28 protein-coding genes are annotated in these 24,723 nt (G+C 38.4%); 8 read left to right on the top strand and 20 right to left on the bottom strand.

What is annotated here, in order from left to right:
• Positions 1 to 23 precede the first annotated feature (23 nt).
• From V4519_01460 to V4519_01445, 4 genes are read right to left on the bottom strand one after another with little or no spacing between them, the layout of a single operon-like run.
• Positions 24 to 1,109: a GerMN domain-containing protein gene (locus V4519_01460; protein ID MES2436653.1), complete on the bottom strand. Its 1,086-nt coding sequence runs from the start codon at positions 1,107 to 1,109 to the stop codon at positions 24 to 26.
• 42 nt (positions 1,110 to 1,151) lie between these two features.
• Positions 1,152 to 1,829, bottom strand: a complete 678-nt coding sequence (locus V4519_01455) for a hypothetical protein (protein ID MES2436652.1) — start codon at positions 1,827 to 1,829, stop codon at positions 1,152 to 1,154.
• Positions 1,830 to 1,850: 21 nt separating this feature from the next.
• Positions 1,851 to 3,485 (bottom strand): chaperonin GroEL, encoded by a 1,635-nt coding sequence (groL, locus tag V4519_01450; protein MES2436651.1) that lies wholly within the window; start codon positions 3,483 to 3,485, stop codon positions 1,851 to 1,853.
• A gap of 12 nt (positions 3,486 to 3,497) precedes the next feature.
• Entirely contained in the window at positions 3,498 to 3,797 is a 300-nt protein-coding gene (locus V4519_01445; GenBank protein MES2436650.1) for a co-chaperone GroES, read from the bottom strand.
• A gap of 61 nt (positions 3,798 to 3,858) precedes the next feature.
• On the opposite strand from V4519_01445, the gene secG reads away from it, so the two are divergent.
• The 4 genes from secG (at position 3,859) to V4519_01425 (ending at position 9,100) form a co-directional block, all read left to right on the top strand.
• Entirely contained in the window at positions 3,859 to 4,095 is a 237-nt protein-coding gene (gene secG / locus V4519_01440) for a preprotein translocase subunit SecG (protein ID MES2436649.1), read from the top strand.
• 22 nt (positions 4,096 to 4,117) lie between these two features.
• Positions 4,118 to 5,869, top strand: a complete 1,752-nt coding sequence (locus tag V4519_01435) for a peptide ABC transporter substrate-binding protein (GenBank protein MES2436648.1) — start codon at positions 4,118 to 4,120, stop codon at positions 5,867 to 5,869.
• Positions 5,870 to 5,905: 36 nt separating this feature from the next.
• Entirely contained in the window at positions 5,906 to 7,843 is a 1,938-nt protein-coding gene (locus V4519_01430; GenBank protein MES2436647.1) for a ribonuclease J, read from the top strand.
• A 78-nt stretch (positions 7,844 to 7,921) separates the two neighbouring features.
• Positions 7,922 to 9,100 (top strand): MFS transporter, encoded by a 1,179-nt coding sequence (locus V4519_01425; protein ID MES2436646.1) that lies wholly within the window; start codon positions 7,922 to 7,924, stop codon positions 9,098 to 9,100.
• A gap of 17 nt (positions 9,101 to 9,117) precedes the next feature.
• Here V4519_01425 and V4519_01420 read toward each other — a convergent pair whose 3' ends face one another.
• The 10 genes from V4519_01420 to V4519_01375 form a co-directional block, all read right to left on the bottom strand.
• Positions 9,118 to 9,345 (bottom strand): hypothetical protein, encoded by a 228-nt coding sequence (locus V4519_01420; GenBank protein ID MES2436645.1) that lies wholly within the window; start codon positions 9,343 to 9,345, stop codon positions 9,118 to 9,120.
• 25 nt (positions 9,346 to 9,370) lie between these two features.
• Positions 9,371 to 10,123 (bottom strand): class I SAM-dependent methyltransferase, encoded by a 753-nt coding sequence (locus tag V4519_01415; GenBank protein MES2436644.1) that lies wholly within the window; start codon positions 10,121 to 10,123, stop codon positions 9,371 to 9,373.
• Positions 10,124 to 10,377: 254 nt separating this feature from the next.
• A complete protein-coding gene (locus V4519_01410; protein MES2436643.1) occupies positions 10,378 to 10,830 on the bottom strand; it encodes a hypothetical protein in 453 nt (150 codons plus the stop codon).
• Positions 10,831 to 10,850: 20 nt separating this feature from the next.
• Positions 10,851 to 11,126 carry a hypothetical protein gene (locus tag V4519_01405; protein ID MES2436642.1) on the bottom strand — a complete coding sequence of 92 codons (276 nt, stop codon included), beginning with the start codon at positions 11,124 to 11,126 and terminating at the stop codon, positions 10,851 to 10,853.
• A gap of 4 nt (positions 11,127 to 11,130) precedes the next feature.
• A complete protein-coding gene (locus V4519_01400) occupies positions 11,131 to 11,700 on the bottom strand; it encodes a Gmad2 immunoglobulin-like domain-containing protein (protein MES2436641.1) in 570 nt (189 codons plus the stop codon).
• A 43-nt stretch (positions 11,701 to 11,743) separates the two neighbouring features.
• Positions 11,744 to 12,250: a hypothetical protein gene (locus tag V4519_01395; GenBank protein MES2436640.1), complete on the bottom strand. Its 507-nt coding sequence runs from the start codon at positions 12,248 to 12,250 to the stop codon at positions 11,744 to 11,746.
• A 9-nt stretch (positions 12,251 to 12,259) separates the two neighbouring features.
• Positions 12,260 to 13,108, bottom strand: coding sequence for a bifunctional 5,10-methylenetetrahydrofolate dehydrogenase/5,10-methenyltetrahydrofolate cyclohydrolase (locus V4519_01390; protein ID MES2436639.1), 849 nt, complete (start codon positions 13,106 to 13,108; stop codon positions 12,260 to 12,262).
• Between the two features lies 1 nt (position 13,109).
• On the bottom strand, positions 13,110 to 13,985 hold the full coding sequence (locus V4519_01385; protein MES2436638.1) for an alpha-L-glutamate ligase: 876 nt from the start codon (positions 13,983 to 13,985) through the stop codon (positions 13,110 to 13,112).
• Between the two features lie 339 nt (positions 13,986 to 14,324).
• The gene (locus V4519_01380) at positions 14,325 to 15,371 is read right to left on the bottom strand and encodes a ribonucleotide-diphosphate reductase subunit beta (protein MES2436637.1); all 1,047 of its coding nucleotides are present in this window, start codon (positions 15,369 to 15,371) and stop codon (positions 14,325 to 14,327) included.
• 23 nt (positions 15,372 to 15,394) lie between these two features.
• The gene (locus tag V4519_01375; protein ID MES2436636.1) at positions 15,395 to 18,079 is read right to left on the bottom strand and encodes a ribonucleoside-diphosphate reductase subunit alpha; all 2,685 of its coding nucleotides are present in this window, start codon (positions 18,077 to 18,079) and stop codon (positions 15,395 to 15,397) included.
• Between the two features lie 316 nt (positions 18,080 to 18,395).
• Here V4519_01375 and V4519_01370 point away from each other — a divergent pair, with 316 nt between their 5' ends.
• A complete protein-coding gene (locus V4519_01370; protein MES2436635.1) occupies positions 18,396 to 19,067 on the top strand; it encodes a response regulator transcription factor in 672 nt (223 codons plus the stop codon).
• Here the strand turns inward: V4519_01370 and V4519_01365 are convergent, their stop codons facing one another.
• Positions 19,068 to 19,673, bottom strand: a complete 606-nt coding sequence (locus tag V4519_01365) for a class F sortase (GenBank protein ID MES2436634.1) — start codon at positions 19,671 to 19,673, stop codon at positions 19,068 to 19,070. It abuts the gene before it with no gap.
• Positions 19,674 to 19,733: 60 nt separating this feature from the next.
• The gene (locus V4519_01360) at positions 19,734 to 20,030 is read right to left on the bottom strand and encodes a hypothetical protein (GenBank protein ID MES2436633.1); all 297 of its coding nucleotides are present in this window, start codon (positions 20,028 to 20,030) and stop codon (positions 19,734 to 19,736) included.
• Positions 20,031 to 20,120: 90 nt separating this feature from the next.
• Here V4519_01360 and V4519_01355 point away from each other — a divergent pair, with 90 nt between their 5' ends.
• Positions 20,121 to 21,017, top strand: coding sequence for a HAMP domain-containing sensor histidine kinase (locus V4519_01355; GenBank protein MES2436632.1), 897 nt, complete (start codon positions 20,121 to 20,123; stop codon positions 21,015 to 21,017).
• On the opposite strand, the gene V4519_01350 is transcribed toward V4519_01355, so the two are convergent.
• A complete protein-coding gene (locus V4519_01350) occupies positions 20,980 to 21,174 on the bottom strand; it encodes a hypothetical protein (GenBank protein MES2436631.1) in 195 nt (64 codons plus the stop codon). The genes V4519_01355 and V4519_01350 overlap by 38 nt on opposite strands.
• A gap of 55 nt (positions 21,175 to 21,229) precedes the next feature.
• Between V4519_01350 and V4519_01345 the strand changes: the two genes are divergently transcribed.
• Complete coding sequence (locus V4519_01345; protein MES2436630.1) at positions 21,230 to 21,934, top strand: pseudouridine synthase; 705 nt, start codon at positions 21,230 to 21,232, stop codon at positions 21,932 to 21,934.
• On the opposite strand, the gene V4519_01340 is transcribed toward V4519_01345, so the two are convergent.
• Genes V4519_01340 through V4519_01330 form a run of 3 tightly spaced genes read right to left on the bottom strand, consistent with a single transcriptional unit; the run spans position 21,914 to position 23,985 of the window.
• Positions 21,914 to 22,168, bottom strand: coding sequence for a GIY-YIG nuclease family protein (locus tag V4519_01340; GenBank protein MES2436629.1), 255 nt, complete (start codon positions 22,166 to 22,168; stop codon positions 21,914 to 21,916). The two genes, V4519_01345 and V4519_01340, sit on opposite strands and share 21 nt — an antisense overlap.
• A 16-nt stretch (positions 22,169 to 22,184) precedes the next feature.
• Entirely contained in the window at positions 22,185 to 22,520 is a 336-nt protein-coding gene (locus tag V4519_01335) for a LapA family protein (protein MES2436628.1), read from the bottom strand.
• Between the two features lie 7 nt (positions 22,521 to 22,527).
• On the bottom strand, positions 22,528 to 23,985 hold the full coding sequence (locus V4519_01330; protein ID MES2436627.1) for an ATP-binding cassette domain-containing protein: 1,458 nt from the start codon (positions 23,983 to 23,985) through the stop codon (positions 22,528 to 22,530).
• A 137-nt stretch (positions 23,986 to 24,122) separates the two neighbouring features.
• On the opposite strand from V4519_01330, the gene V4519_01325 reads away from it, so the two are divergent.
• Entirely contained in the window at positions 24,123 to 24,716 is a 594-nt protein-coding gene (locus V4519_01325) for a hypothetical protein (GenBank protein ID MES2436626.1), read from the top strand.
• The last annotated feature ends 7 nt before the right edge of the window (positions 24,717 to 24,723 follow it).

The raw sequence follows: 24,723 nt of genomic DNA, 5'->3' as shown, positions 1-24,723 counted from the left end.
TATAGCACACATTATTGTCGAGTTTAAGCATCCCAATCTGTTACAACTTTCCCATTGATTGCATACACAACTTCAGTAATTGATGAGAACTGCTTTAGTGTTTTCTCAATTGATGTTTTTACACTCTCCTGCATGCATGCAGTTGAGTTTAAATAAGTCATACCGTCGGGTTTAAAGTTAACTGTTGCCTTTCCATTTTTTACCGTCACACCAATATAGTGATCACGAAGTGGTTTTGGATCTTGAGTCGAACCTTCAAGTGGTTTATCAAATGAAGATATAAGTCCTTGGGATTTTTCTGTTGCTGTTGGTCCCTTAAATAATTCTTTTAGTGCAGCATCAGCTGTTGCAACAGTCTTAGGTATTATTCTCGTAACTTTTCCAGTTGCAGCGCATGATACATTAAAATCAGGACTTGTAGTATTCACATAGAACAAACTAATTTCTAGTGTTGTATCTGCAGCTGTTGCAGATTTCAATGTTGCAAGCATTCCACGCAAATCTTTGTGCACAGGTTCATCATCTATAACATATGCAGGGTTTGTCCATTCAGGCACATTTCGATTTTGAGTTGAGAAAACTAGAATATCTTTGTCTCGTTTCAAATAATAATTAATCGTAATCAATCCTTCAAATCTACTTGTAACAATCCAATGGAATTGCTTTCCATTTATAGTTCGTGATGTAAATTCTTTAAATGATTCTGGATGATCTCCCTTTGGATCAAGAATCACATCATTAATAAGGGCTTTCTCATATGTTTGAGATGCAGTTGGAACTATTCTTTTTATAGCAATAGCAGTCTCACCTTTTTCAAGTGAAAGAAGTGGGATGTTTGAACTTCGTTCTGCTGTTGTATCTCGATACGTTGCTGGATACTGAAATGAGAATGCGTGAGTAGTATTGTTGTATGTTTTTACATTAGGAGTTGTAGTAGCAGTACCACCTGTTGTAGGTGTTGATGTACTTGAACTTCCTGTTGGTGTTGTTGAGCCTGTATTTGTTGCTACAGGTACAGAATTTGAGTTTTTATTTACAGAAATAATAACAGCGCCAGCAAAGACGATTATGGCTAATACTGAAAGGATGACAATGATTTTCTTATTCATATATACAGTATATACGAAAAATAAGGGCGAATGTAACAGATCCTAATAATCCCACCGAGCTGGAGTATACTGAAACACTTCTTCTATTCTATGTTTCCAAAGTTCCATTCTTTCTTGAAAATATTCTTGGTGATTTTTTGAATCCACTCTATTTTTAAATTTTTCGAGTGATGCATACTCATCACGTTTAAATTCATTCAGAAGCCCGGACAAAACAAAATCTTTTTGTTTATCTCCAAGCATAGAAAATCCTGCAACCATTGATGAGCGATAGGCATCAATCACATGCCCAGTTGTCATCTTACACATATTTACTAATTCAGAAGGAATGGGAGCGAATGATCTATTTTTAATAATAGTAAAATACTCACGTACTCTATTAGAATCAATCGGTTCTAAAAGCACATTTAAATCTCTTCCTGTTTTACCTTTAAACTGCGCTGCCCATTCATTCATATTTCTATACAATTCAAGATCATCAGATGTCTTAAGTATAGGCTCATCATACAAAATCCTTACATCCAGATCTGATTCTTCATTACTATATCCTTTCATCGTTGAACCAAACGGAGAGACCCCAATAAACCATGGGTACGGAGTAAGTCGTTCTTCAAGATCACGGACCTGCTCTATAATTTCACTGTTTTTATTCCCATCAATATCTCGAGGTGAATATAATTTTTCACCAAAATTATTCTCCTGTGGAGTTTCAAAAGCCATCGTGCATTAATTATACTATATTTAGTATCCCATACCCGGCATACCACCTGCAGCTTCTGGTTTGTCTTCTTTAGGTTCTTCAGTAATTGCGACTTCAGTTGTCAGCAAGATTGCTGCCGCAGATGACGCATGCTGGAGTGCAGATCGTGTCACTTTTACCGGATCTATAATTCCCGCTTTCAACATATCATCTACATATTCATCGGTGAGTGCATTATATCCAGAGTTACCTTTACCCGTGCGCACTTTATCAAGCACTACAGATCCATCGTCTTTTCCAGCATTCATTGCAATATGCTTTAGCGGAGCCTCAGCAGCCTTGAGAACAATTTCATATCCAAGTTCTGCATCTCGAGTGATATTTCCATGCTTTTGTGATCGCACTTTTTCTGCAGCTTTTACAAGGGCAACTCCTCCGCCTGGAACAATTCCTTCTTCAATCGCAGCTTTCGTTGCACTCACAGCATCTTCAATTTTCAACTTCAAATATTTCATTTCTGTTTCTGTCGCAGCTCCCACCCGGATCACAGCAACTCCACCGGTAAGCTTTGCGATTCGTTCATCAAGCTTCTCTACATCAAATTTATTCTCAGATGCACTTCGCTGAGCTTTTAATGCGCCCACTCGTTTATCAATATCAGATTTCTTTCCTTTACCTCCAACAATCACCGTTGAATCTTTTGTAGATACAACTTTTTGAGCACGGCCAAACATTGTGAGATCTGCATTTTCAAACGTAATACCAACATCATCAGAAATCACAGTCGCACCTACAAGAGATGCAATATCCTGGAGCATATCTTTCTTTCGATCTCCATAGCCAGGAGCTTTTACCGCAAGCACATTAAATCCTCCACGAAGTTTATTGAGTACAAATGTTGTAAGAGCTTCTCCATCCACGTCATCTGCAATAACAACCAATTCTTTCTTTCCACTCTGTACAAGCTTTTCTAACAGTGGCAGGACTTCTTTAATAACAGAAATCTTTTTATCAGTAACAAGGATATATGCATCATTAAATTCTGCTTCCATTCGTTCGGTATTGGTTACCATATATGGAGAAAGATATCCCTTATCAAATTGCAATCCTTCTACGACATCGGTTTCTATGCCAAAAGACTGTGATTCTTCTACGGTCACTACTCCATCTTTTCCAACTCGTTTAATAGTCTCGGCAATGCGACTTCCAATTTCTTCTGATTCAGCTGAGATAGTTGCTACTTGTTGTATTTCTTCATCTGTCTTTATCTGCTTCGACATATCTTTCAAAGCCTTCACAATATCTTGAGTAGCTTTTTCAATTCCAATGCGAATTGCCAAAGGACTCACTCCCATAGTTGTTTGCTTCATTCCTTCTGATACAAGTGCCTGCATGAGAACCACAGATGTTGTAGTTCCATCTCCCGCCACGTCATTTGTTTTGGTTGCAACTTCTTTTACAATTTCTGCTCCGAGATTTTCGAATTTATCTTTAAGTGTGATTTCTTTTGCAATAGAAACTCCATCATTGGTAATTGTAGGAGCTCCGTAGCCCTTATCCAATACTACGTTTCTGCCTTTAGGACCAATAGTTACTTTTACTGCATCTGCAACTTTGTCTACTCCAGCTTTCAATCGCTTTCGTGCATCTTCACTAAAAATAATTTGTTTTGCCATAAAATGTATAGATTATTTAATTACAGCTAAAATGTTTTCTAATTTAAAAATGTAATAGTCTTCTCCATCTATCTTTACTTCTTCATAGGCATATTTTGAAAACAACACTTTATCACCAATTTTTACATTCATAGGGATGAGTACACCGTTTTCATATCGTCCTTCTCCTACAGCAATGATTTCCCCTTCTCCAGATTGTTCTTTTCGTGCAGCATCAGGCAAGTAGATCCCAGACGCGGTCTTCCCTGACTCATTCTCTACGATTGGTCGCACAAGGACTCGATCACCGAGCGGTTGGATTTTCTTTTTCATACGAAAAATATAACATACATTACCCATTGCACAATTCCTAAGTCATGATATAGTATTGCCCATGAGCATCATCATCCCGATATTACCGTATCTCCAGATAATCCTTTCTGCGCTTTTAATTATCCTTGTCCTTCTACAACAGTCAGAAGCCGATCTAGGTAGCGCGTTTGGAGGTGGCGAAAACCTAAACGCCCCAGCCCACACACGACGAGGAATGGAGAGAGTTATCTTCATATCTACTATTGTCGTTGCAATCCTTTTTGCTGCATCATCGCTTATTGCGCTCATTGCTCGATAATAAAAGCTAACATCTACATATTGTGAACGATAAACCATTCGTGCCCTCAAGGCATTTCCGTTTACCATTTACGCGTCGTATTGAGAAAGTTGTTTCATCACTTTCTCTTACCGGAAAAATATTCTTAGGAAGTTTAATAGCACTCTTTTCAGTGTCATCTATTGCCATGCTTTTGCAAGTAAATAGTGCATACATGGTTGAGATACCTAGTCGTGGAGGAAGAATCACAGAAGGAGTTGTAGGTCTTCCTCGTTTTATTAATCCCCTTCTTTCTGTAACTGATGGAGATAAAGATTTATCTGCATTAGTATATTCCGGATTACTTAGAATAAATCCAACAGGAGAATTTGTTCCTGATCTTGCCGAAACATATTCTGTTTCTGCAGATGGAAAAGTCTATTCTTTTAAATTACGAAATACTGCAGTCTTTCATGATGGGACACCTGTAACTGCTGATGACGTACTTTTCACAATTTCAAAAGCACAGGATCCAGCAATCAAAAGCAATAAACGAGCAAACTGGGATGGGGTTGTCGTTGAAAAAATAAGTGACCTTGAAGTGAAGTTCACTTTAAAGCAGCCATTCGCAGCATTTATTGAAAATACAACTATGGGTATTTTGCCTCAACATTTGTGGCAAGGAGCAGAAGGAGAAAGCTTTATAGCAAGTGATCTCAATGTTGAACCTATTGGCTCTGGACCATATAAGATCGGATCGGTAGAACGAAACGACAATGGCGTACCTATGGCGTATGATCTTGAAGCTTTTGATCGGTATGTTCGTGGTACCCCATATATTAAAACTCTTGTTGTTAAATTTTATACATCAGAGAAAAGCATGATTGATGCATTTAAAGCTGGTGATGTAGATAATATAAACAGTATTTCTCCTGATGTCGCTGCAGATCTTAAAGTCGCAGGAAAGACTGTAACTACAGGATCACTTCCACGTGTATTTGCAGTGTTTTTTAATCAAGAAGCAAACAAAGCATTGGCCGAACTTGAAGTCCGACAGGCATTAAATATGAGTATTGATCGTGATGCTATTATCAATAGTACGCTTCACGGATTTGGCACAGCACTTGACAGCGCGGCTCCAAAAAGCTTTACTAGTGATATTGATTCCCCTCGTGACCCTCTCTATACATCAGCCTCTCTCAATGAAGCAATAACTCTTCTTGAAAAAAACGGCTGGACTCTTACTACTGAGGGCATCCGGGAAAAAAAGATCGGTAAAGATACTGTTCCTCTTTCATTCTCAATTTCAACATCAGACGCTCCTGAACTTAAGGACGTAGCTGAAAAAGTTAAAACTGAATGGCAAAAATTAGGAGCACAAGTTTCAGTCAAAGTCATTGAAGGTGGATATTTGAATCAAAATGTTATCAAGCCTAGAAAGTATGATGCATTGCTATTTGGACAGGTAGTAAACAGAGAGCTTGATTTGTATGCATTCTGGCATTCGAAAGAACGACAGGATCCAGGATTGAACGTTGCTATGTATCAAAATACAAAAGCAGATAAAGCACTTGAGATGATTCGCCAAATTCCCGATCGAGCAACACGGCTTGATGTATACAAAGGATTCGACGAAGAAATACGAAAAGATATACCGGCAGTATTCCTCTATTCTCCAAGCTTTATTTACGTCACTTCACCGAATATAAAAGGATTGCAGTTGAATCAAGTTTCATCACCGAGTGAACGATTTAGTACTATTCTTGATTGGTATATAGGTACCGACAAAGTCTGGGAAGTCTTTACATCAAAATAAGCAAAAATAACCAATTAGAAGAAATTAATAATACTTATGAATCCAGAAAACCCACAATCTCAGCCTCAAGCACAACCAGCACCAGCACAAAACCAAAGACCATATCAAAATAGAACCCGAACTTTCAGCGCAGACCGAAAGGCATTTGGAACTAATCCAACTAATTCTCCGGCACATAAACCACGAACTAATCGACGTGATCGACCACACCGAGATCATTCACCTCGAAGTATGCAAAAGCCTGATGCTCGACCATTTGCAAAGAAATCAGACTCAATTGCCATTCCCCCACTCGCACCAAATACTATTCGAGTTATTCCACTTGGAGGTGTAGAACAGATTGGTCAGAACTGTATGATGGTTGAATTCAATGATGACATCATTGTTATTGACCTTGGTTTCCAATTTCAAGAAGAAGACACACCAGGTATCGACTATATTCTTCCAAATACAAAATATATTGAAGATCGAAAAGATAAGATCCGCGCAGTGATCATCACTCACGGTCACCTTGATCACACAGGAGGAATTCCTTACATCATGCCTCGAATTGGTAATCCCCCAATTTACACACGAAACCTTACAGCGCTTATGATCAAAAAGCGACAGGAAGAATTTCCTCAGCTTGATCCTCTTGATATCCGAATTGTTGAAAAAGATTCACATGTTCAGATTGGGAAACTTACCGTTAAGTTTTTTGCAGTGACTCACACTATTCCAGATTCTATGGGAGTGATCATTGAAACTCCGTACGGAAATATTGTGAACCCAGGAGATCCAAAGCTTGATCACACTGATACAATTCCTACAGAAGCTGAAACCAATGAGTACGACAAGTTTAAAGACATGAATATTTTATTCATGATGAACGACTCTACCAACATTGAAAACCCTGGCTTCTCTACCCCAGAAAAACTAGTTCACAAAAACCTCGAAGAAATCATTCGAAATATTAAAGGACGATTGATCATTGGAACATTTGCATCTCAAATGGAACGAATGATTAAGATCATTGAAATCGCAGAAAAGCTAGGAAAGAAAGTTGTCATGGAAGGACGATCAATGAAGACAAACATTGAAATCGCTACCCTTGCCGGCATGCTCAAAGTAAAGAAAGGCACAATCATCAATGTTCAGGACATGGAATCATATCCACCTGATCGAATCATTATGCTTGCAACAGGTGCTCAAGGAGAAGAATTTGCAGCCCTTATGCGAATCAGTAACCGTTCACACAAGAATGTGAAGCTTTCAAATCGAGACACAGTTCTTCTTTCATCATCTATTATTCCTGGTAACGAAAAGGCCGTAGAAAAACTCAAAGACAATCTTGCTCGACAAGGTGCAAAAATTATTCACTACCGAACATCAGATGTGTATATTCACGGATCTGGTCACGGAAACAAGGGTGAACTTGAATGGATGTTTAAGAAAGTAAATCCAAAGTTCTTCATGCCCGTACACGGCAACCACTACCGATTGAAGCTCCATGCAGATCTTGCGGAATCTCTAGGAATGCCAGAAGAAAATATGATTGTGCCCGACAACGGAACAATTGTTGAAATCCGAGACGAAGGAACTAAGCTTGTTCGACTAAAGGAAAAAGCTCCATCAGGGATGGTTCTTGTAGACGGGTTCTCAGTTGGAGACATTCAGGAAGTGGTGATTCGAGATCGACAAATGCTGGCACAAGACGGAATGTTTGTCCTCATTGCATCTATTAACACTGCCACCGGAAAACTCAAGAAGAGTCCAGATATTATCTCTCGAGGATTCGTGTATCTTAGAGAATCACAAGATCTTCTCCAGCAGACTCGATACATCATCAAGAAAACAATTGAAGAAAGTATTGCAGGACAGCATCCAATCAACTTTGATTATGTAAAACAAGTTGTATCAGATAATGTCTCTAAGTATCTCTTCCAGCAAACAAATAAACGACCGATCGTAATCCCAGTATTACTCGGAGTCTAAATAAAACACCCTGTACCAAATGGTACAGGGTGTTTTATCAACAGTCTTAAATAAGCAGAGCCTGATATAATAAAGCACATGCCACGTTATGTTTCTTCGAGATTAAAATTTATTTATCTCGGCGCGCTTATATTAGCTCTCCACTACAGTTTCACTATCTATATAAACTCAAACTTCCTGAGTGAATATTTTAGTGAGCGTACTATTAGTTATCTCTATACATCCGGAGCTATTCTAACTCTTATTGCGTTTATAATTAGTACAAGTTTAATTAAACGATTTGGTAATTTCAGAGTAATCATAGCGGTTATATTTGCAGAAATCATTTCCCTTCTCGGCCTTTTTGCAACGCGAGATCCCGCACTCATTAAATTTTTCTTCATAATTCATCAGGCACTTCCACCCTTGCTACTCATGGGATTAGATGTGTTTCTAGAAGGGACTCTCCGCACACAAGCTTCGATTGGACGAATTAGATCAATGTATCTAACCTCGATGAACCTTGCCTTTGTTATCTCCCCCCTTATAGTAGGAAAGATTATTTCGGTAAGCTCGTATCAAGTAATCTATTTAATTTCTGCGCTTTTGTGTGCTCTTTTTCTTTTTATTACTGTAGAGAGCTTCCGTACTATTCGTACCCGCGAATTAAAAGAAGTAAACTTCCTAGAAAGTGTTCGTACGTTTTTAAAGCATAAAGATCTTTGCAGAATATTTATTATAAATTTTTTGCTTCAAAGCTTTTATGCTGTGATGGTTATTTATACACCACTCTATCTTCACAATGTGATTGGATTTGATTGGCAATCTATTGGTGCGATCTTTACCGTGATGCTTATTCCATTTGTTATTTTTGAAGCGCCGCTTGGCCGAATGTTTGATGCAATGCACACAGAAAAAGACACCCTCATCGTTGGATTTATAATTATGGCTCTTGCTACAGTTCTTATGTTTTCAGTAACATCAACAAGTATTGCCACCTGGATGCTGCTCCTCTTTTTCTCACGAATGGGTGCAAGCTTCGTAGAAGTCGCTAGTGACTACGCATTCTTCCTTCGAATTTCTGACCAAGATGTTGGGCTTATTAGTGTAAATAAAATGACTGGTCCTCTGGCTTACATAGTTATTCCATTAACTATCCAACTATTTATTACTACCCTTCCAATAAATTATCTGTTCTTGTTTACTGGAATTACGTTATCTATAGGAACTATATTTAGTTATAAACTGCGAAGCATAAAAGCAAAAAGAATCCTCTAGGGATTCTTTTTTGTTTCTTATGGATTTGGCGAGTCGAGATCTAAAAGATTTATTTTTGAACCTTCTGCCTCTTGATTTTCATCTGAAGATTTAAATTGATTTACTATGCTCTCGTGTTTATTGTTTTTACAATGGCATTCGTGTAATGCTACACCTTGCTGAGTGCAATCATCAATTTGGCATGTGCCAGGATTCTTAGATACATTTCCGCACTCACTGCATACATAATGTTTTTCGTGGTTCATAGAGTACGTATAGTATACCGTGTGATTATAATTTCGTACATTCAAGGAGCATAAACAATGGTATCTCTTTTCTAATTCGGTCTTCTTCCTGCTGTCGAGGTCCCTTTTGTGAAGCCTTATGTGAAATCCATTCTTCCAGTCGCGTAATAACAAATCCTGAAGCTCGTGCAGCTTTTACATAAAACTGAAGTGGTCGATGAAATGACACAGTCTTCTCATGTGGCTTTGCACCTGGATGCATGGCGATCTCTACAGATTTTTCTGAAAGATACTGATCAATCCGTCTAAACTGCTTATTATTTTTCTCATCCCATTCCCAGCTAGATGCGGTTGGAATTCTATATGCAGGATGATTGAGCACTATACACACTTTACCTCCCGGCTTTAATACCCGAAAACATTCTGTAAGTGTTTCTTTTGCTTCTTTAATATTTTGCAGTGCTAATACGATAGCAATAGAATCCACTGTTCCCGATTCTATCATTGGAAGCTTATGAGCTTGCGATACGGAAAATGAGATGTCTTTTGAAGCATGAGCTTTTGCAATTTCAATAAGTTCAGGTGAAATATCGACACCAATCACCTTTCCCCCTTGAGAACAGAAGACTTCTGAAAAGAAACCAGTACCACACGCTAGATCAAGTACCGTGTGAGTTGGTTTAACGTCCATAACACGTACTAGGTTGGGCAAAATGACCTGTGATTGATAGTTATCTGGATCTTTGAGTAAAGCAGCATACCAATCAGCAACGTTGCCCCATGAGGTGTTTTGTTTCATTAAGCTATATTGACAAATTATTTTATAAGTGTAAAGTATTGAGCAGATCGTTTGATCTTGATGCCCGCCTCCCGGGTGGTGCAGGTTTTTCCGAGAGGCCTGCATCACCTTAAAACACGAACCCTGTTGACGTTCGCGTTGCTAAGCACCCCGCAGCAACGCTTGAACTCCAGGGTTCTTTATTTGGTTGATTTTTAACTAAAACAAAAGCTCATGCATGATCTGCATGAGCTCTTATTATTTTTTAAGAAAACTTATTCCTGCTTTGGTTCTTTAACTACTTCTACATCTGTTACTTTCTTTTTTGCTTTTGGCTTAGCTTTTGCCTTTGCTCCTGCTGACGGCTTCTTTTTTGTGTTTCCCTCAACATGTTTTTTAATTGTCTTCCAATGTCGCTTGAGATCAGCAACTATAACCGAAAGCTCACCTGCATCTACATTCTTTAAGTTTTTATATTTTTCTGCAACAGTATCTACAATATCTGAATAAGATTCTTCACTCCAATCTTTCATCTTTTCCATACGGTCCATGACATCACCTTTCATTCGTAGGGACCAACTTTTAATTTGAGCTCGTCGTTTCTTTCCTGCATCTGTACCATATAAAAATATTGCTCCTGCTGCAGCAGCTGCGAGTGCTGCAAGACCAAGTCCAGCTGCCACTTTCTCCCCAACGGTACTTCCTTTGTGTGTTGTTTTCTTTTCCATAACGTTATTATTATTGGTTATTATTCATTCCGCTTTGATTTTTTTCGACGAAAAATCAATCCTATTATCTGACTTATCCCCCCAAAACTAAAAGCTTGCTGTTTTATAGTACCACGAATATGTTTGAGGTCTGCGATTATTTCAGCACTTTCATCCTTAACTTTGTGTGAAACTGCAGATATATCTCGTAGTATCTTTATGAGATATATAATAGCGATCACCAAGCCAAGACTAATCACAACAAGTGAAACTGTGGTGATAAAAAAGAATATATCTGCGTGAATAAGTGTCTCCATAAATTTATTTACTAAAGGTTATTGGAATTCTATGTTCTTCATCTCGAGCCAAATCTCCTGATGGATTATCTTTTTTAAGTATTAATGTTCCTGTGGCTGTTGTGGGATTGGTAAACACAAGTGATGCTTCAAATGGCACAAAATCTGTTGTCATCCATTCTCCCTTTGCTGTTGCTGGACCTTGAGCAATCAGTGTACCATTGGCATCTACAAGCTGAACTGGGAATGATGCTTCAAAAAACCATGTTCCTCGTGCTGATCCAGCAATTTTCAACGGGCTTTTTACAAGTTCCTCAGGTCGTGGAGTTGCCATACGTACATTTGAACTCTTAGTTGATGTTGCAATAGTAATAGTTGAAGTGCTTACGTTTTGGGTATACGTTTTACCATCGGGGGTTGAACAACGAGATGGATATGATTCCATTATTGGATATCCTGCTTTTGCACACTCCTCAAAATTTGCGACTGAAAGATACCTTTCTGGAGCTTTTCTTCCAATATCAAACATGAGAATAATACTCAACACAGCTATTACTATGAACAAAACAATAATTACTAAAATTCCATTCTTCATAATTTAAGACGTTAGCTCTTGAATAACTTACATTATACTACGCTTAGTACCACAATGCATGAGCTGCAAGAACAGTTAGTATGATTAAGATAATTTGTGAACCAATCCCAATTACTGGTCGATCTTTAAGCAGTGTTTTTGCATGGATAAAAAGATGAAACTTTTGGACAGGTTCCAAGATACGAAGACGAAGTTTCCAATAGACAAATTGGAGAGGATCAGGAGCAACAGCAAAGATTGCTCCAATAAGCGCTCCAATTAGTACTTGGACTGGCGCATTCATAAATACAAGGATAACAATAGCCATCCCCAGCACTGCATCAAAAAGAGTTTTTGAGAGATCAACATAAAAGCGCTTTCCCTTAGTTTGCATATTGTTATTTAGTGGATTCTTTGAATCTTCAGAAACTGTAGAAAGAGAATAATCCCAATGTGGAATCGCATCAAGCAAAAAATGACTAGCAAATGCCGCTACCGCAGCAAAAGCAGGATTACTGGAAGCTACTGCTCCCACCAAAGCTCCTGTTACTGCATGAGTAGTAAGTGTCATAAATATAAATTATTTTAATCTAGTATACGCATCTATTAGATTTTGGAAAAGTGAAGCTACTGTCATCGGCCCGACTCCCCCGGGTACGGGAGTAATTATATCTACCATTTTTTCAACCTCTTCAAATTTTACATCTCCAACCAATTTTTGCTTTCCATCACGTTCAATCTCATTTATACCAACATCAATAACAATCTGTCCTTGGCGCACATATTTTTGAGTTATAAATTCAGGATCACCAATAGCAACAATTATGATATCAGCATTTTGTGTGATTTTCTCTAATTCTTGGGTGTGCTTATGAGCAATAGTAACCGTTGCATCGCGATGCATACAAGCAAGTGCTGTGGGCTTTCCTACAAGTGAAGACCGTCCAATCATAACAACATTTTTTCCCTTGAGGTCTATTTTTGCAAAATCTAAGAGTGAGATGATTCCCCGAGCAGTTGCTGCAATATGCCCCCGTCCTGTCTCATCAAAAAGAGCTTTTATATTTGCAGCAGTAAGCCCGTCCACATCTTTCACTGCAACTATTTTTTCAAGCAAATCTTCTTTATTGAGATGCTGTGGGAACGGTAGTTGTAATAAAATCCCATGCACAGATATATCCTGATTGTAGAGTTCTATTGTCGATACAAGTTCTTCTTGGGTAACAGTTTCTGGAAAAACATTATGAATCACCTTAGCTCCAATAGCTTCCGCAAAAAGTTTTTTCTGGCGAATATAGACATTTGAATCAGGTCTGTCACCCACTTGAATAATTGCAAGTGTTGGCTTGGTAGCAAAATGAGCAACCTGCTCTTTCAAGTCATTGCGTATGATATCCCGCACCTCTTTTCCATTTAATATGTGTGCCATGTTATTTCAGGTAGCTTATTATTTTCTTATATACATCAACGAGTGCAGAATATCCATTATCTCTTACGAAATATTCAAAACCTGGTTTTGAGTTTAATTCTATCATGCAACAGTCTCCATCCTTATCTAAAACTATATCTAGACCCGCAAACATAACATCTAATCTACTAAATAACGGATCTATGAAGTTTTGTAGTTTGGTTACCAATACAGAGTCAGTTATATGCAAAGCTCGAGCATTTTCTTGATGAAATGGACTTATATTACCTACAAACTGAGCCTTACTAAAGTCCTTTTCATACACTAGTACAACTTTTTTATTAAATATAATTACTCTAAACTCACGTGCAATACTAATATATTCCTGAGCTAATGCAATATAGTCATACTGGAACGATTGTTTATTATAGATTATTGCAAGCGCTTTGAGCACATCTTGTTTATTATGGCACTTATATATATTTGCACCCCTCGACCCGGAGTTCATTTTTATAATTAGCGGATACGTGAATTCTTTTTCTATCTTTGAAGCTATAGCAGCATATGAATCATATTGCACATATTTTTGATACTGAGGATCACACAACGGATTTACAAATCCCAAGGTCTTTGGCATACGTACTATGGTACCAACAAGTTTGAATGTAAACTCCTTGTCTTTGCAAATTTTTGAGACTGATTCATCATTGAGTGGTGTTGATGCATTAGCAAAATACGAAGGCTTTTTTACATTGAGACCTACAAAATTGTGATTACTGTCATAAAACGAATAAGAAATATGTAATTCATTGCAAGCTTGTACAAGTGCTTGAATATTTGGAATTGATTGTGAAGTAGACATTGGATGAGTAGAAAAATAAATAACAAAAAACCGCATAGAGGCGGTTTCTGTACATTGCTGTATATGAAATCCCTCTCGCGTTAGACGTGAAAGATTGTAGCGGCAAATCCTGACCAGGTAGAGATTGTGTTTGAAATAAGCATGGGAGTTGGAAATTAGTAAGTACAGTATAGCAAAGTGAGATTACTCACTCAACTTCATCCACCAATCAAATGTCGCGTTCAAGAATAATGAAAGCGGGATATAGATCGGCATCAATAAAAAGAATAATACTTTTTTCACGATAACTAGTATTATATCATATTTATGCAAAAAAGCAATACTATAAAACCCCTTTACATAAGGGGTTTTATAGTGCTTCACACAGTTTTAATATTACTCAGCTATAGGAGTCGCCTGTACTTCTGGAGCTGGTATCGCTGCTTTCTCTTCTTTCTTTGAACTATGAGCTCGTGCATCCACTTCATAACTAGTATTTTGTGCTTCAAAGAAGTTCACAAGTTCAAATACATCAGTTGCTGTACTCATCCACTTTGCGGGATTAGTTGCGTTGTAATGCTTTGGAAGTCCAAGCTCTTCCAATCGTCGATCTGCAACATATTGTACATACTGGTTTACGTAATCAGCATTCAATCCAAGAATTCCATTTGGGAACAAATCTTTGTTGTATGTGGTTTCAAGATCCACTCCTTCGATAACAATATTTCTGATTTCTTCTGCAAATTCTTCAGTGAGAAGTTCCTGATTTTCTTCAAGAATATTATGAACAAGGTTCATACCGAATTTAAGGTGTAGTGATTCGTCTCGGATCACCCAGTTGATCATAGAACCAAAATTTCGAAGCTGATTTCGCTGTCGGAATGAGAGAGCAACCATGAATCCTGAGTAGAACCAAATACCTTCCATCACAATGTTTGTTGCAACGAGGTTTCGGATGAAATCTTTCTTCCCTTCTACTGTTTCAATATCAAGGTTTTCATCCATCATTCGCTTCATGTATTTGTTGATGAAGCCTTCTTTAGCAACCATTGATGGTACTTCAAGGTGAGTATTGAAAATCTTTTCTCGATCAAATGGAAATGTTTCAAGTACATATTCGAACGCCACACAGTGGTTTGCTTCTTCCCACATCTGCTTTGCAAGATACAAGTGACATTCAGGAGACTTCAAGTATGGATACACTCCAAGAGCAATAGATCGATTCACAATAAGCTCAGCAGGGTTGAAGAATGCCATCAAGAACTTCACAGCATGCTGTTCGTCTTCTGTCATTTTTTCCCAATCGTCGAGATCTTCTTTAAGTGCAATTTCGTGTGGGAACCAAGTGTTTCGAACTGCCTGATTGTATAAATCGTATGCCCATTTGTAATGAAATGGGTGGAGATTCATATCTTCTGGTGATGCTTTTCCAATGAGTGCCATAGATTTTATCTACTAATTAATAATTATGATTTCTTTTCATTACCATCCTTCTTTTCTGTCGACATTCCTGCCTTCAAATTTTCTAATGATACAAATCCTTTTGGCTTTGGTGCATCGTGTGTTGATGCTGCAGGTGCTGCTTTAGGTCGTTCTGTTTCAGTTTTTTCTACAGCAGGAGTTGCAGCTACCGCAACAGGGGTTGGTTGAGCTCCCAAACTCATCTGACCTGCAGCAACTTCGACTGAAACTGGTGAAGGGATATCAAACGTCTTCTGAAGTGGTGATGAGAATCCAGCAGGGGCTGATTCTTGAGTAACAGCTTTTGCTCGTAGTGCACCGAATCCAACTTTGCCCATAACTGCTGCCTTATTAACTGATGTAGTACTTTGCTCTGCAGTGTGTCGAGGCTTCATGTGCAAGTAGTATGTAGTCTTTACTCCCTTGTCCCAAGCAGTCTGATAGATTCGCATAGTTTCATCGATGTCTCGAGTTTCAAGATACATGTTTCGTGAAAGTGCCTGATCTACCCACTTTTGAGCTCGCGCTGCAACTTCAATGAATGCGTATGGTGATGTAGTGAACGAAGTCTTATAGATATCTTTAATGTGCTGAGGAATTCCATTGATGCCAGAAATATCTCCCTGATGAACAATAATTTCTCCTTTAACTTTATCCCAAATACCCATGTTTTTAAGATCCTTCACCAAGTTGTGGTTGATATCAACATACTTTCCTGAAATTTTATTTCGTGAAAAGATTTGAGCAAATCTTGGGTCAATACCTGGTGTAGTTCCTGCAACAAGACCAATGTTTGCATTTGGAGCAACGGCCATTAATGTTGCATTTCGCATTCCCTTCTTTACCTTTGCCCGGAGAATATCCCAATTTAATCCTTTATGTTTACTTTCTCGAGTCACGGTAAGCTTTCGTCCTCGGTCTGCTTCTACGCGTGCAATACTATCGATAGGCACCATTCCTTGTGACCATCCAGATCCCTGGAAGTTTGTATAACTCCCTCGTTCTGCTGCAAGATTTGCTGATTCGTCAATTGCCATATAGCTTACGAATTCAAAAATTCGATCAGCAAAATCCCAGGCATGTTCTGAATCATATGAAAGACCCAATTGCTCAATAGTATCTGAGAATCCCATCACGCCAAGACCAACAGCTCGGTTTTCTTTGTCAGACTTAACAGCTTCTTTAATAGGAAGTATGTTGATATCAATAAGGTTATCAAGCTGTCGGATTGCCATTCGAACTGAATCCTCAAGCTTCATCCAATTTATTTCTTTTCCATTAATATGTGCGGCAAGATTCAATGATGCAAGATTACATACCGCTACATTATCTCGATCCTGAGGCAAACAAATTTCAGTACACAAATTACTCATGTGAATAGTACCGGTGTTGTTGTTGAGCGCGCGAAGGTTGATAGTATCTTTCCAAGTGAGCCAAGGATGAGATGTAGTCTGAAGCATCACAAGAATCTGTCGGAATTGTTCACGTGCTGGCACCTTTTTATAGGTTCGCATTTTACCAGCATCTGCCATAGCAATATATTCTGCATAGCGTTTTGTAAATGCTGCGCCATAGAGTTCATTGAGATCTGCTGCATCTGCAGGGTCAAACATATACCAATCATCATTTCGCTCTACTCGCTTCATGAATTCGTCAGTCATGAATACTGAAGTGTTGGCAGTTCGCATTCGGAGATAATCGTCTCCTGCATTATGCTTCCAATCAAGAAATTCTGGAAAATCCAAATGCCAGTTTTCCATATAGAAACAAAGAGCACCTTTCTTCTTTCCACCTCGCTGAATAGCTCGAATAGCTGTATCAATAATTTTTGCAAATGGTGTTGGACCAGTTGAAACTCCTCCGAAGTTTGACTTCAATGGAGAACCCGCTGCTCGAAGCTTTGTAATAGATAATCCAATTCCCCCAGACCCTTTTGAAAGAAGCATCACATCAGATACTGATTTTGCGATGTGTTCCATATCATCGTGCATTTCAAGGAGAAAGCAGTTTGAGAGTGCAGGTCGAGTTGTTCCGGCTCCAAGATTTGTTGAGCCTCCAGCAAGATATTCATGCTTTGACATCTTGTTATAAAACTTCTTTGCCATTTCTGTAGGATTCTTCTCATTGTATGAGAGCCCCATAGCAATACGCATAAAAAGATACTGCGGAGTTTCCAAAGGCTGCTGTTTCATATCTTTCAATCCGTATCGATTTAAAAGACCGTCTACTCCAGCATACATAAAGATTTGATCTCGCTCTATTTTGAGGTAGTTTGCTAGTTCTTCAAGATCATACTTTTCCTCCATATTCTTGTGGAGTCGATTGGCAGCAATTCCTCGCTTGATATAAGCAACAAATCCATCACGATGTTTTTGCTTAAGTTCATCTGCATCATCCCAATTACATTCACCAATAACTTTTCGATAGACAGTTTTTAGAAGAAGTCGTGTCGCAACTTTATCGTATTCAATATCTTCTTTGATATTTTGAACAGCAGCGTTGATCGTCGCCTGATCAAGTTCTTCTGTTGTAATACCATCATAGAGCGTAAGACGTGTTTCGGTTGCAATCTGGGTTACCATTGCAACAGGATCGGTAAGACCGAAACATGCTCGTTCAATAGAACGGTTAATCTTATCTGCATTAAACGGAACTTTTGTACCGTCGTATGTGGTGATGGATATACTCATAAGCTATAGCGACTATCTTCTAATTAATAACTTTAAAAACGTATCTCATTTTACATTAGAAATCGAGTGCATAGATGAGCAAACAACCATTTTTCTTGAACATGTAACAAGCTTGGGGCCATGTAAACCCCCTGAGCCTCAAAAACAGCTAGGATTCGACTATTTTCTTAGTCTAGATTAGTTTTATCTTCTGTATTGTAATGATAATACTGATGAGTTCTGTGGATAACATGAATAAATTATGAAGGTCCATCCCCTATCTACGCTTTGTGATTTCTAAAGTTCTGTAATAATGACCTCATAATAACTCATCACTATGCGAATACTACTTATTGAAGACGATGTGAATATTCAGGAATTTTTAAAAGCAGCATTAGAATCTGAAGGTTATATAGTAGATGCCGTAAGTGATGGTGAGAAGGGATCATATGTAGCTCGTACAAATGAATACGATACGATCATCTTAGATTTGGCATTACCTAAAAAAGATGGACATACGGTATGTACTGAAATTAGAGCATCTGGCAAAACAACTCCGATTATAATGCTCACCGTCCTCAGTGATATTCAAGAAAAAGTGCGACTTCTCAATTCAGGAGCAGATGACTATCTTATAAAACCATTCTCATTTAAAGAATTGCTCGCGCGAATCCGAGCACTACTCCGTCGCCCCCTACATATAGAAGCAGATATATTGAAAGTTGCCGATCTCACTATCGATACGGCTCGACAAAAAGTATTACGTAACAGCAAAGAAATTTATCTCACGAGGAAAGAATTTTCTCTTTTGGAATATCTCATGCGACATCGAGGCAATGTTGTATCACGTGGCATGATAATGGAACATGTGTGGAATGCTGATAGTGATCCATTCTCAAATACAATCGAGGCTCACATTTTAAATATACGAAAGAAAGTTGATACACATAAAACATGCAAACTCATTCACACCTTGCCAGGTCGAGGCTACAAAATAGAATCAGTATAATTAACTAGCAACAAGTTCTGCAGATACTATTAATCGTTGCATATAGGTCTTCAACTCTTTATTCCATTCCCCTTCACAGGTAATAAGCTTTATTGATGGAGTTCCTGTAGTCTGAAATATAGAGGCTGTATCTTTTGTATCATGAGGAAAGTCTTGTATACCCGTTACCTTAAAGTGAATTTTCTTTCCTTCTTTATTTACTATATAGATATCATCTCCTGCTTTAAGAGTCTTGAGATGCTTAAACACACCAGCAAGTCCAACGCCATTATCTACATGCCCGTCAAAAACAGCTATCCCATTGTCACCTGGCATAGAACCATGACGATACCATCCTACATCCGTGTAATTTGAAGGTACAGACATTGTTCCTTTTTTAGTCATCCCTACATGTTGCACATGAGCATCTACATGTAGTACGGGAATTTGTAATCTATCAGGTGTGATCGCATCAGGTTGAGCTGGAGTAGCAGGAGTCACAGGTTCAATTACCACCACCTCTTCTTCACGTGGTGGAGCTATATATGCACGAGTTAAGGTATGAATGAATATCGTGCCACATGCAAGGGTTAAAATCGCTACAAGAATGTATGTTATATTCTTCATAGATATGATTATAACAAAACCTCCATGATGGAGGTTTGCTACACAAGATAGTGGTGCACATTACACAGTCTTTCGTCGAACAAGGTATGCTACTCCAGCTACAGCGGCTACTCCTGTTGCAAGAAGAAGGGCTGCATTGAGAGCTGCATTAGCACCTGTACCAGTATTTGGTAGTCCAGGAGCTGATGCATCAGTTGTTGTCATTGATGAATCGCTTCCAACTCCAGTTCCTGTAGTCCCCTGTGTTTGGGTTGTTGTTGTCGCGCCTGTTGTTGTATCAAGAGTTTGAGCTCCTGCTACGTTTGCTACAACGAGTGCGAGAGACAATATACTTAAAGCTGCTATTTTTTTCACCATAGTGTTTTTGTTTAAAATGTAATAATTACTGATGGAATGTAACCATCTGTGTTTAGAAACGAATGAGGTTTAGCTTTCTTACAGTCGACAATGTTTTACTCCATTGAAAACTTTATTGGTCTAATACTTTTCATTATTCTTGCAATCGCATGGGTGCTTAATCGTGCAGCATTAGGGTCATTTTTATCGGTCTCAACAACAGAAGGTGGATTACGTACTGAGCAACTAAGATTAGAGCAAAAAATAAAAGATCAAGAAAAAGAATTAGCTGTATTACATCAAGAAAAGTTAGCCCAGCTCTATAGATTTGCTGAGTTTGGTAAAATATCATCGGGTATTTTTCATGACCTTATAAATCCTTTAACTGCTATTTCACTCAATATTAATCAATTAGATCCAGCAAATCTTCAAATCATAGAAACCAAAAAGTACATACAGAGAGCTCTAGCAGCAAGTACACAAACGCAAAAGATTATTTGTGCGCTTCAGAATCAACTATCATTTCAAAATACAAATATACTATTTAGTCCTCAAAAAGAACTTGAGAATGTTCTCTTATTGCTTGGATACAAAGCCCGAAGAGCAGAAGTGCATCTTCAAACTAAAATTAAAAAAGTCTCTGAGCTATTTGGAAATCCTATCAGATTTCAACAAATTATCGCGAATCTTATCTCAAATGCAATAGATGCATATGATGGTAAAAACTCTTTTTCAAAAAAAGTGATTTATATTTCTTTAAGTTCCTATTACTCACATCTTAGAGTAACTATTAAAGATTTTGGTACTGGCATACCGCTCAGTTTAGTTTCGAAGATCTTTGATCCCTTTTTTACAACAAAAGCCCACTACAAAGGGATGGGCTTAGGTCTATCTTCTACTAAAACATTTATTGAGAAAGATTTTAATGGAAATATCTCTATTGAAAGTGTGGCAGGGATTGGAACAAAATTTATCGTTGAACTACCGTATCTTCCTTCCCCCAAATAATTACAGCGAGGACAATGGCGAATGCAATTCCAAAGAGAAATAGATGGAAATTATGCTGAAAAAAGCTGTGTTGTACTATAGGAGCAGCAACATGCTCCGTACTGTGATCTACCCCATTATGAGCTAACACTGTTGGCGTACTAAATATTGTATTCATGAGTATATAATACCCACACTATCTTTAATTCGTCAATGTGTTATACTGCGGGCCTATGGAAGAACCAACGTTCCCTATGCGAATCAATAAGTATCTAGCTTGGAAAGGTGTGGCTACACGCCGAGATGCAGATAAATTGATTTCCCAAAAGAAAATTCTCATTAATGGCCGTTTTGCCGTACTTGGAGATAAGGTTGATGAAGGCGATGAAGTGGAAGTAAGTTCACGACAAAAGCCAAAGTCATATGTTTATTTTGCTTACAATAAGCCAAAAGGCATTATTACGCACTCACCACAAAAAGGTGAAAAAGACATTAAGTCTGTAGTTCCCATGAAGGATGTATTCCCTATTGGACGTCTTGATAAAAACTCTTCAGGGCTTTTGATTCTTACAAATGATGGACGAATTACTGATCGACTATTGAATCCTGAGTATGTTCACGATAAAGAATACATAGTTAAAACAGTAAATAATTTACGCCCAAGCTTTAAAGAGTATATGGAAAAGGGAGTAGATATCGAAGGATATATAACCAAGAAATGTAAAGTAACAGTTACTGGGGATGACACATTCAAAATCACCCTTACAGAAGGAAAGAAACATCAGATCCGCCGAATGTGTTCAGCAATGCACAATGAAGTTATTGATCTAAAACGAACTCGAGTTATGAATATTTCTTTAGGCACACTAAAGCCTGGTGAATACAAAAAGATTGAAGGACCCCAGCTTGAGCAATTTTTAGCGAGCCTTGGATTGTAAGAGTCTTAGCTTCTCCTCGCGTTTCATTTTTTTGAGCTCATATTCCCGCTTTGAAGCTTCACTTCTGTTTTTAAACTCTTCAAAATACGAAAGCACGACAGGCCGTCGTGCTTTTGTATATTTTGCTCCTTTTGGTGATGTATTATGTTCTTGTACTCTTCGAGTAAGATCAGTAGTTATACCTACATATAGTGTTGTATCTGCACACTCTAGTATGTAAACATAATAGTTCATGAGTACGTATAGAGAACTATGCAACTGGTGTTGTTTCTGTAACTACAGTTCTTTCAATTACAGGTTGTTCCACAATTGGATTTACTAAATCTTTAAGTCTCAAAACTTCTTCTTCAAGTCTCTTGTTCTGTTTCTTAAGAGCTGAAAGTTTCATCTGAGTCTTTATAAATTCAGGAATAGAAACAAGAATACTTATAAGTACCCCTGCGACCATAGCAAGAACCAACACAAGAGCTAATGATCCTTCAAGATTCCATCCTAAAAATGCAATTGAAATAGTAGTGAGATTTTGCAATGCAAAAATTACTGCAACAGCACCAAGTAACAATCCTAGAACGAGAAAGAATAACATATGTTTTTTATTTTTCGAGATCTAATGTCTCATCAATTCTAATTTTTTCTACAAACTCAGGCACGTGACTTACCAGCACCATAGCTCCTTCATACTTATTTAGGGCTTCTGCAATTACAGGAATATGTCGGAAGTTGATATGGTTTGTTGGCTCATCGAGGATAAGCAACCCTGGCTTCTGTAACACTAGACGTGCAAACGCTACTAATCCTTTCTGTCCTTCAGATAAGCTACCAATTTTTGTACGCATCATTTCTCCATTAATAAGAAACCCTGCAGCTGTCGAACGCATATTTTCTTCTATCTGCTTATCCATTACAGCCATGAGAGCATCATATACAGTGTCATCAAAATTGAGCGTAGAAAAATCCTGTCTATAGTACCCCACTCTGATTCCATCAGTAATTGTTGCCCCTTTTGCAGTTCCATTTGCGAGAGATTCAAGTAATGTAGTCTTCCCAATTCCGTTTGGTCCTTTCAAAAGTAGATGCTGATTTCGTTTTAGAGAGATAGTTGCCTTTCTTGTTACAGGCTTATGAGTCTTAGGATTCATAGTCATCAACGAAGTGATATTCAAAATCTCACCAACAAAATCTGGCTGAGACTGAATAATAAAAGGTCGAATAGTTCGATCTTCTTTTCGAATATCTACAATTTCATCTTCAAGCTCCTCTGCCTTTTCTCGCATTCGCTTTGCAACGAGACGCATCTGACCTCCTTTATTTGCAAAGAAGTTAGCCTTATCTTTATTATCTTGAATTTCTTTTGCTAACTGTGCATTCTTTCGATTTTCTTTTTCGATTCGAGCAGAAATATTTTTCACTACATCTAGGTAGTTACCATCATACTGCTCAATCTTTTTAGTAAATACATCAAGATACAACACTCCATGGGTGAATGAGTTCAAAAAGTCAGCATCGTGAGAAATAACTAATACAGTCTTTTTATATTCAATCAAGAATTTAGTAAGATGTTCGATCCCTGCTTTATCCAAGTTGTTGGTAGGCTCATCAAGCAATAGAATATCTGGATCCTGAATCAATGCTGAGGCAAGCAAAAGTCGCGCTTGTTGTCCTCCAGAAAACGCTCGAATGATTTTATCTTTAGGTGCATGAAGATTAACCACATCAAGAACTTTATCTATACGTGGGTCAATATCATAAATTTTAGTATCAAAACACTTCTCAAAAAACTCTCGAACCGTGAGATCAAGCTGATCACGAGGAATAACCTGTCGTGATGTTGCTATAGTTAATTTATTATTAATGTGGATATCACCTGATTCCTTTTTATTACTTCCATTAATAAGTCCAAAAAGAGTACTCTTACCTGCACCGTTTTGACCCATAATAGTTACCTTTGTTCCTTTGCGCACTGAAAAACTAACCTCATCTAAAATAGGTTTGTTGTGGCCATATTCGAATGAAACTTCATCGAATCTTATTATTACTTCTCCGCTTGACATAGTTTTATAAGATTACCTTATTTTTCGATAAATGGGAAGCTATTTGAGTAATTCTTACTATTGCCATAAATACAAATACGTGGTATTGTGTGCACTGGCGTCAATAACCAGTCTCTGCCTTTTCGGAGTACGTGACCATGTCCTTTTCAATCCCGGTTCTCATGATCGGTCTCGGCCTGGTGCTGTTGCAAGCGGTCTGCGCTTACTTGGACGGATTCCTGACCCAAGCACAGATGCGCCGGCGCGGCATTATGAACGGTTACTCCTTTATGGAGCATGGCGGCATGTGGGCAGATGTGTTCGTGATTACGCCCCTGGTGGCGTTCATCATGGGCAACTACAAACTGCCCTTCTACACCGGCCCGGGCATCATCACTATGATGTTCCTGATGTTTGGGGCAATAGGACTCGGCATGTTGTTTAGCAGGCAAGCGCTTGAGCATCCGGAGGCTCATACTCACGACGGACAAACCACCGCTGCGGGATGGGTTCACGGCCTCTATGCGGTGTTTGGACTGTCGGTGTGCGTCCTGTTCTACTTATTTCCGGTAGTGCCTCAGATAAGCACACGGGACCTGCTGATCGTCTCGAGCATCCTCACCCTGTTCTTCCCGCTCGGGATGATGAAGTTCAGCAAACAGTGGAAGCCCGACCGCAACTTCTGGATCTTCCTATCGATCGAAGTCGTTGCCCTCTGGTCAGTCACCCTTGTCCGCATGAAGTGGACGTAACATAGCA

The sequence above is a fragment of the Patescibacteria group bacterium genome (assembly GCA_040387855.1).
Lineage (GTDB): Bacteria > Patescibacteriota > Minisyncoccia > Phycocordibacterales > JAKAEA01 > JAZKCY01.
This window is presented reverse-complemented; position numbering and strand designations above follow the sequence as displayed.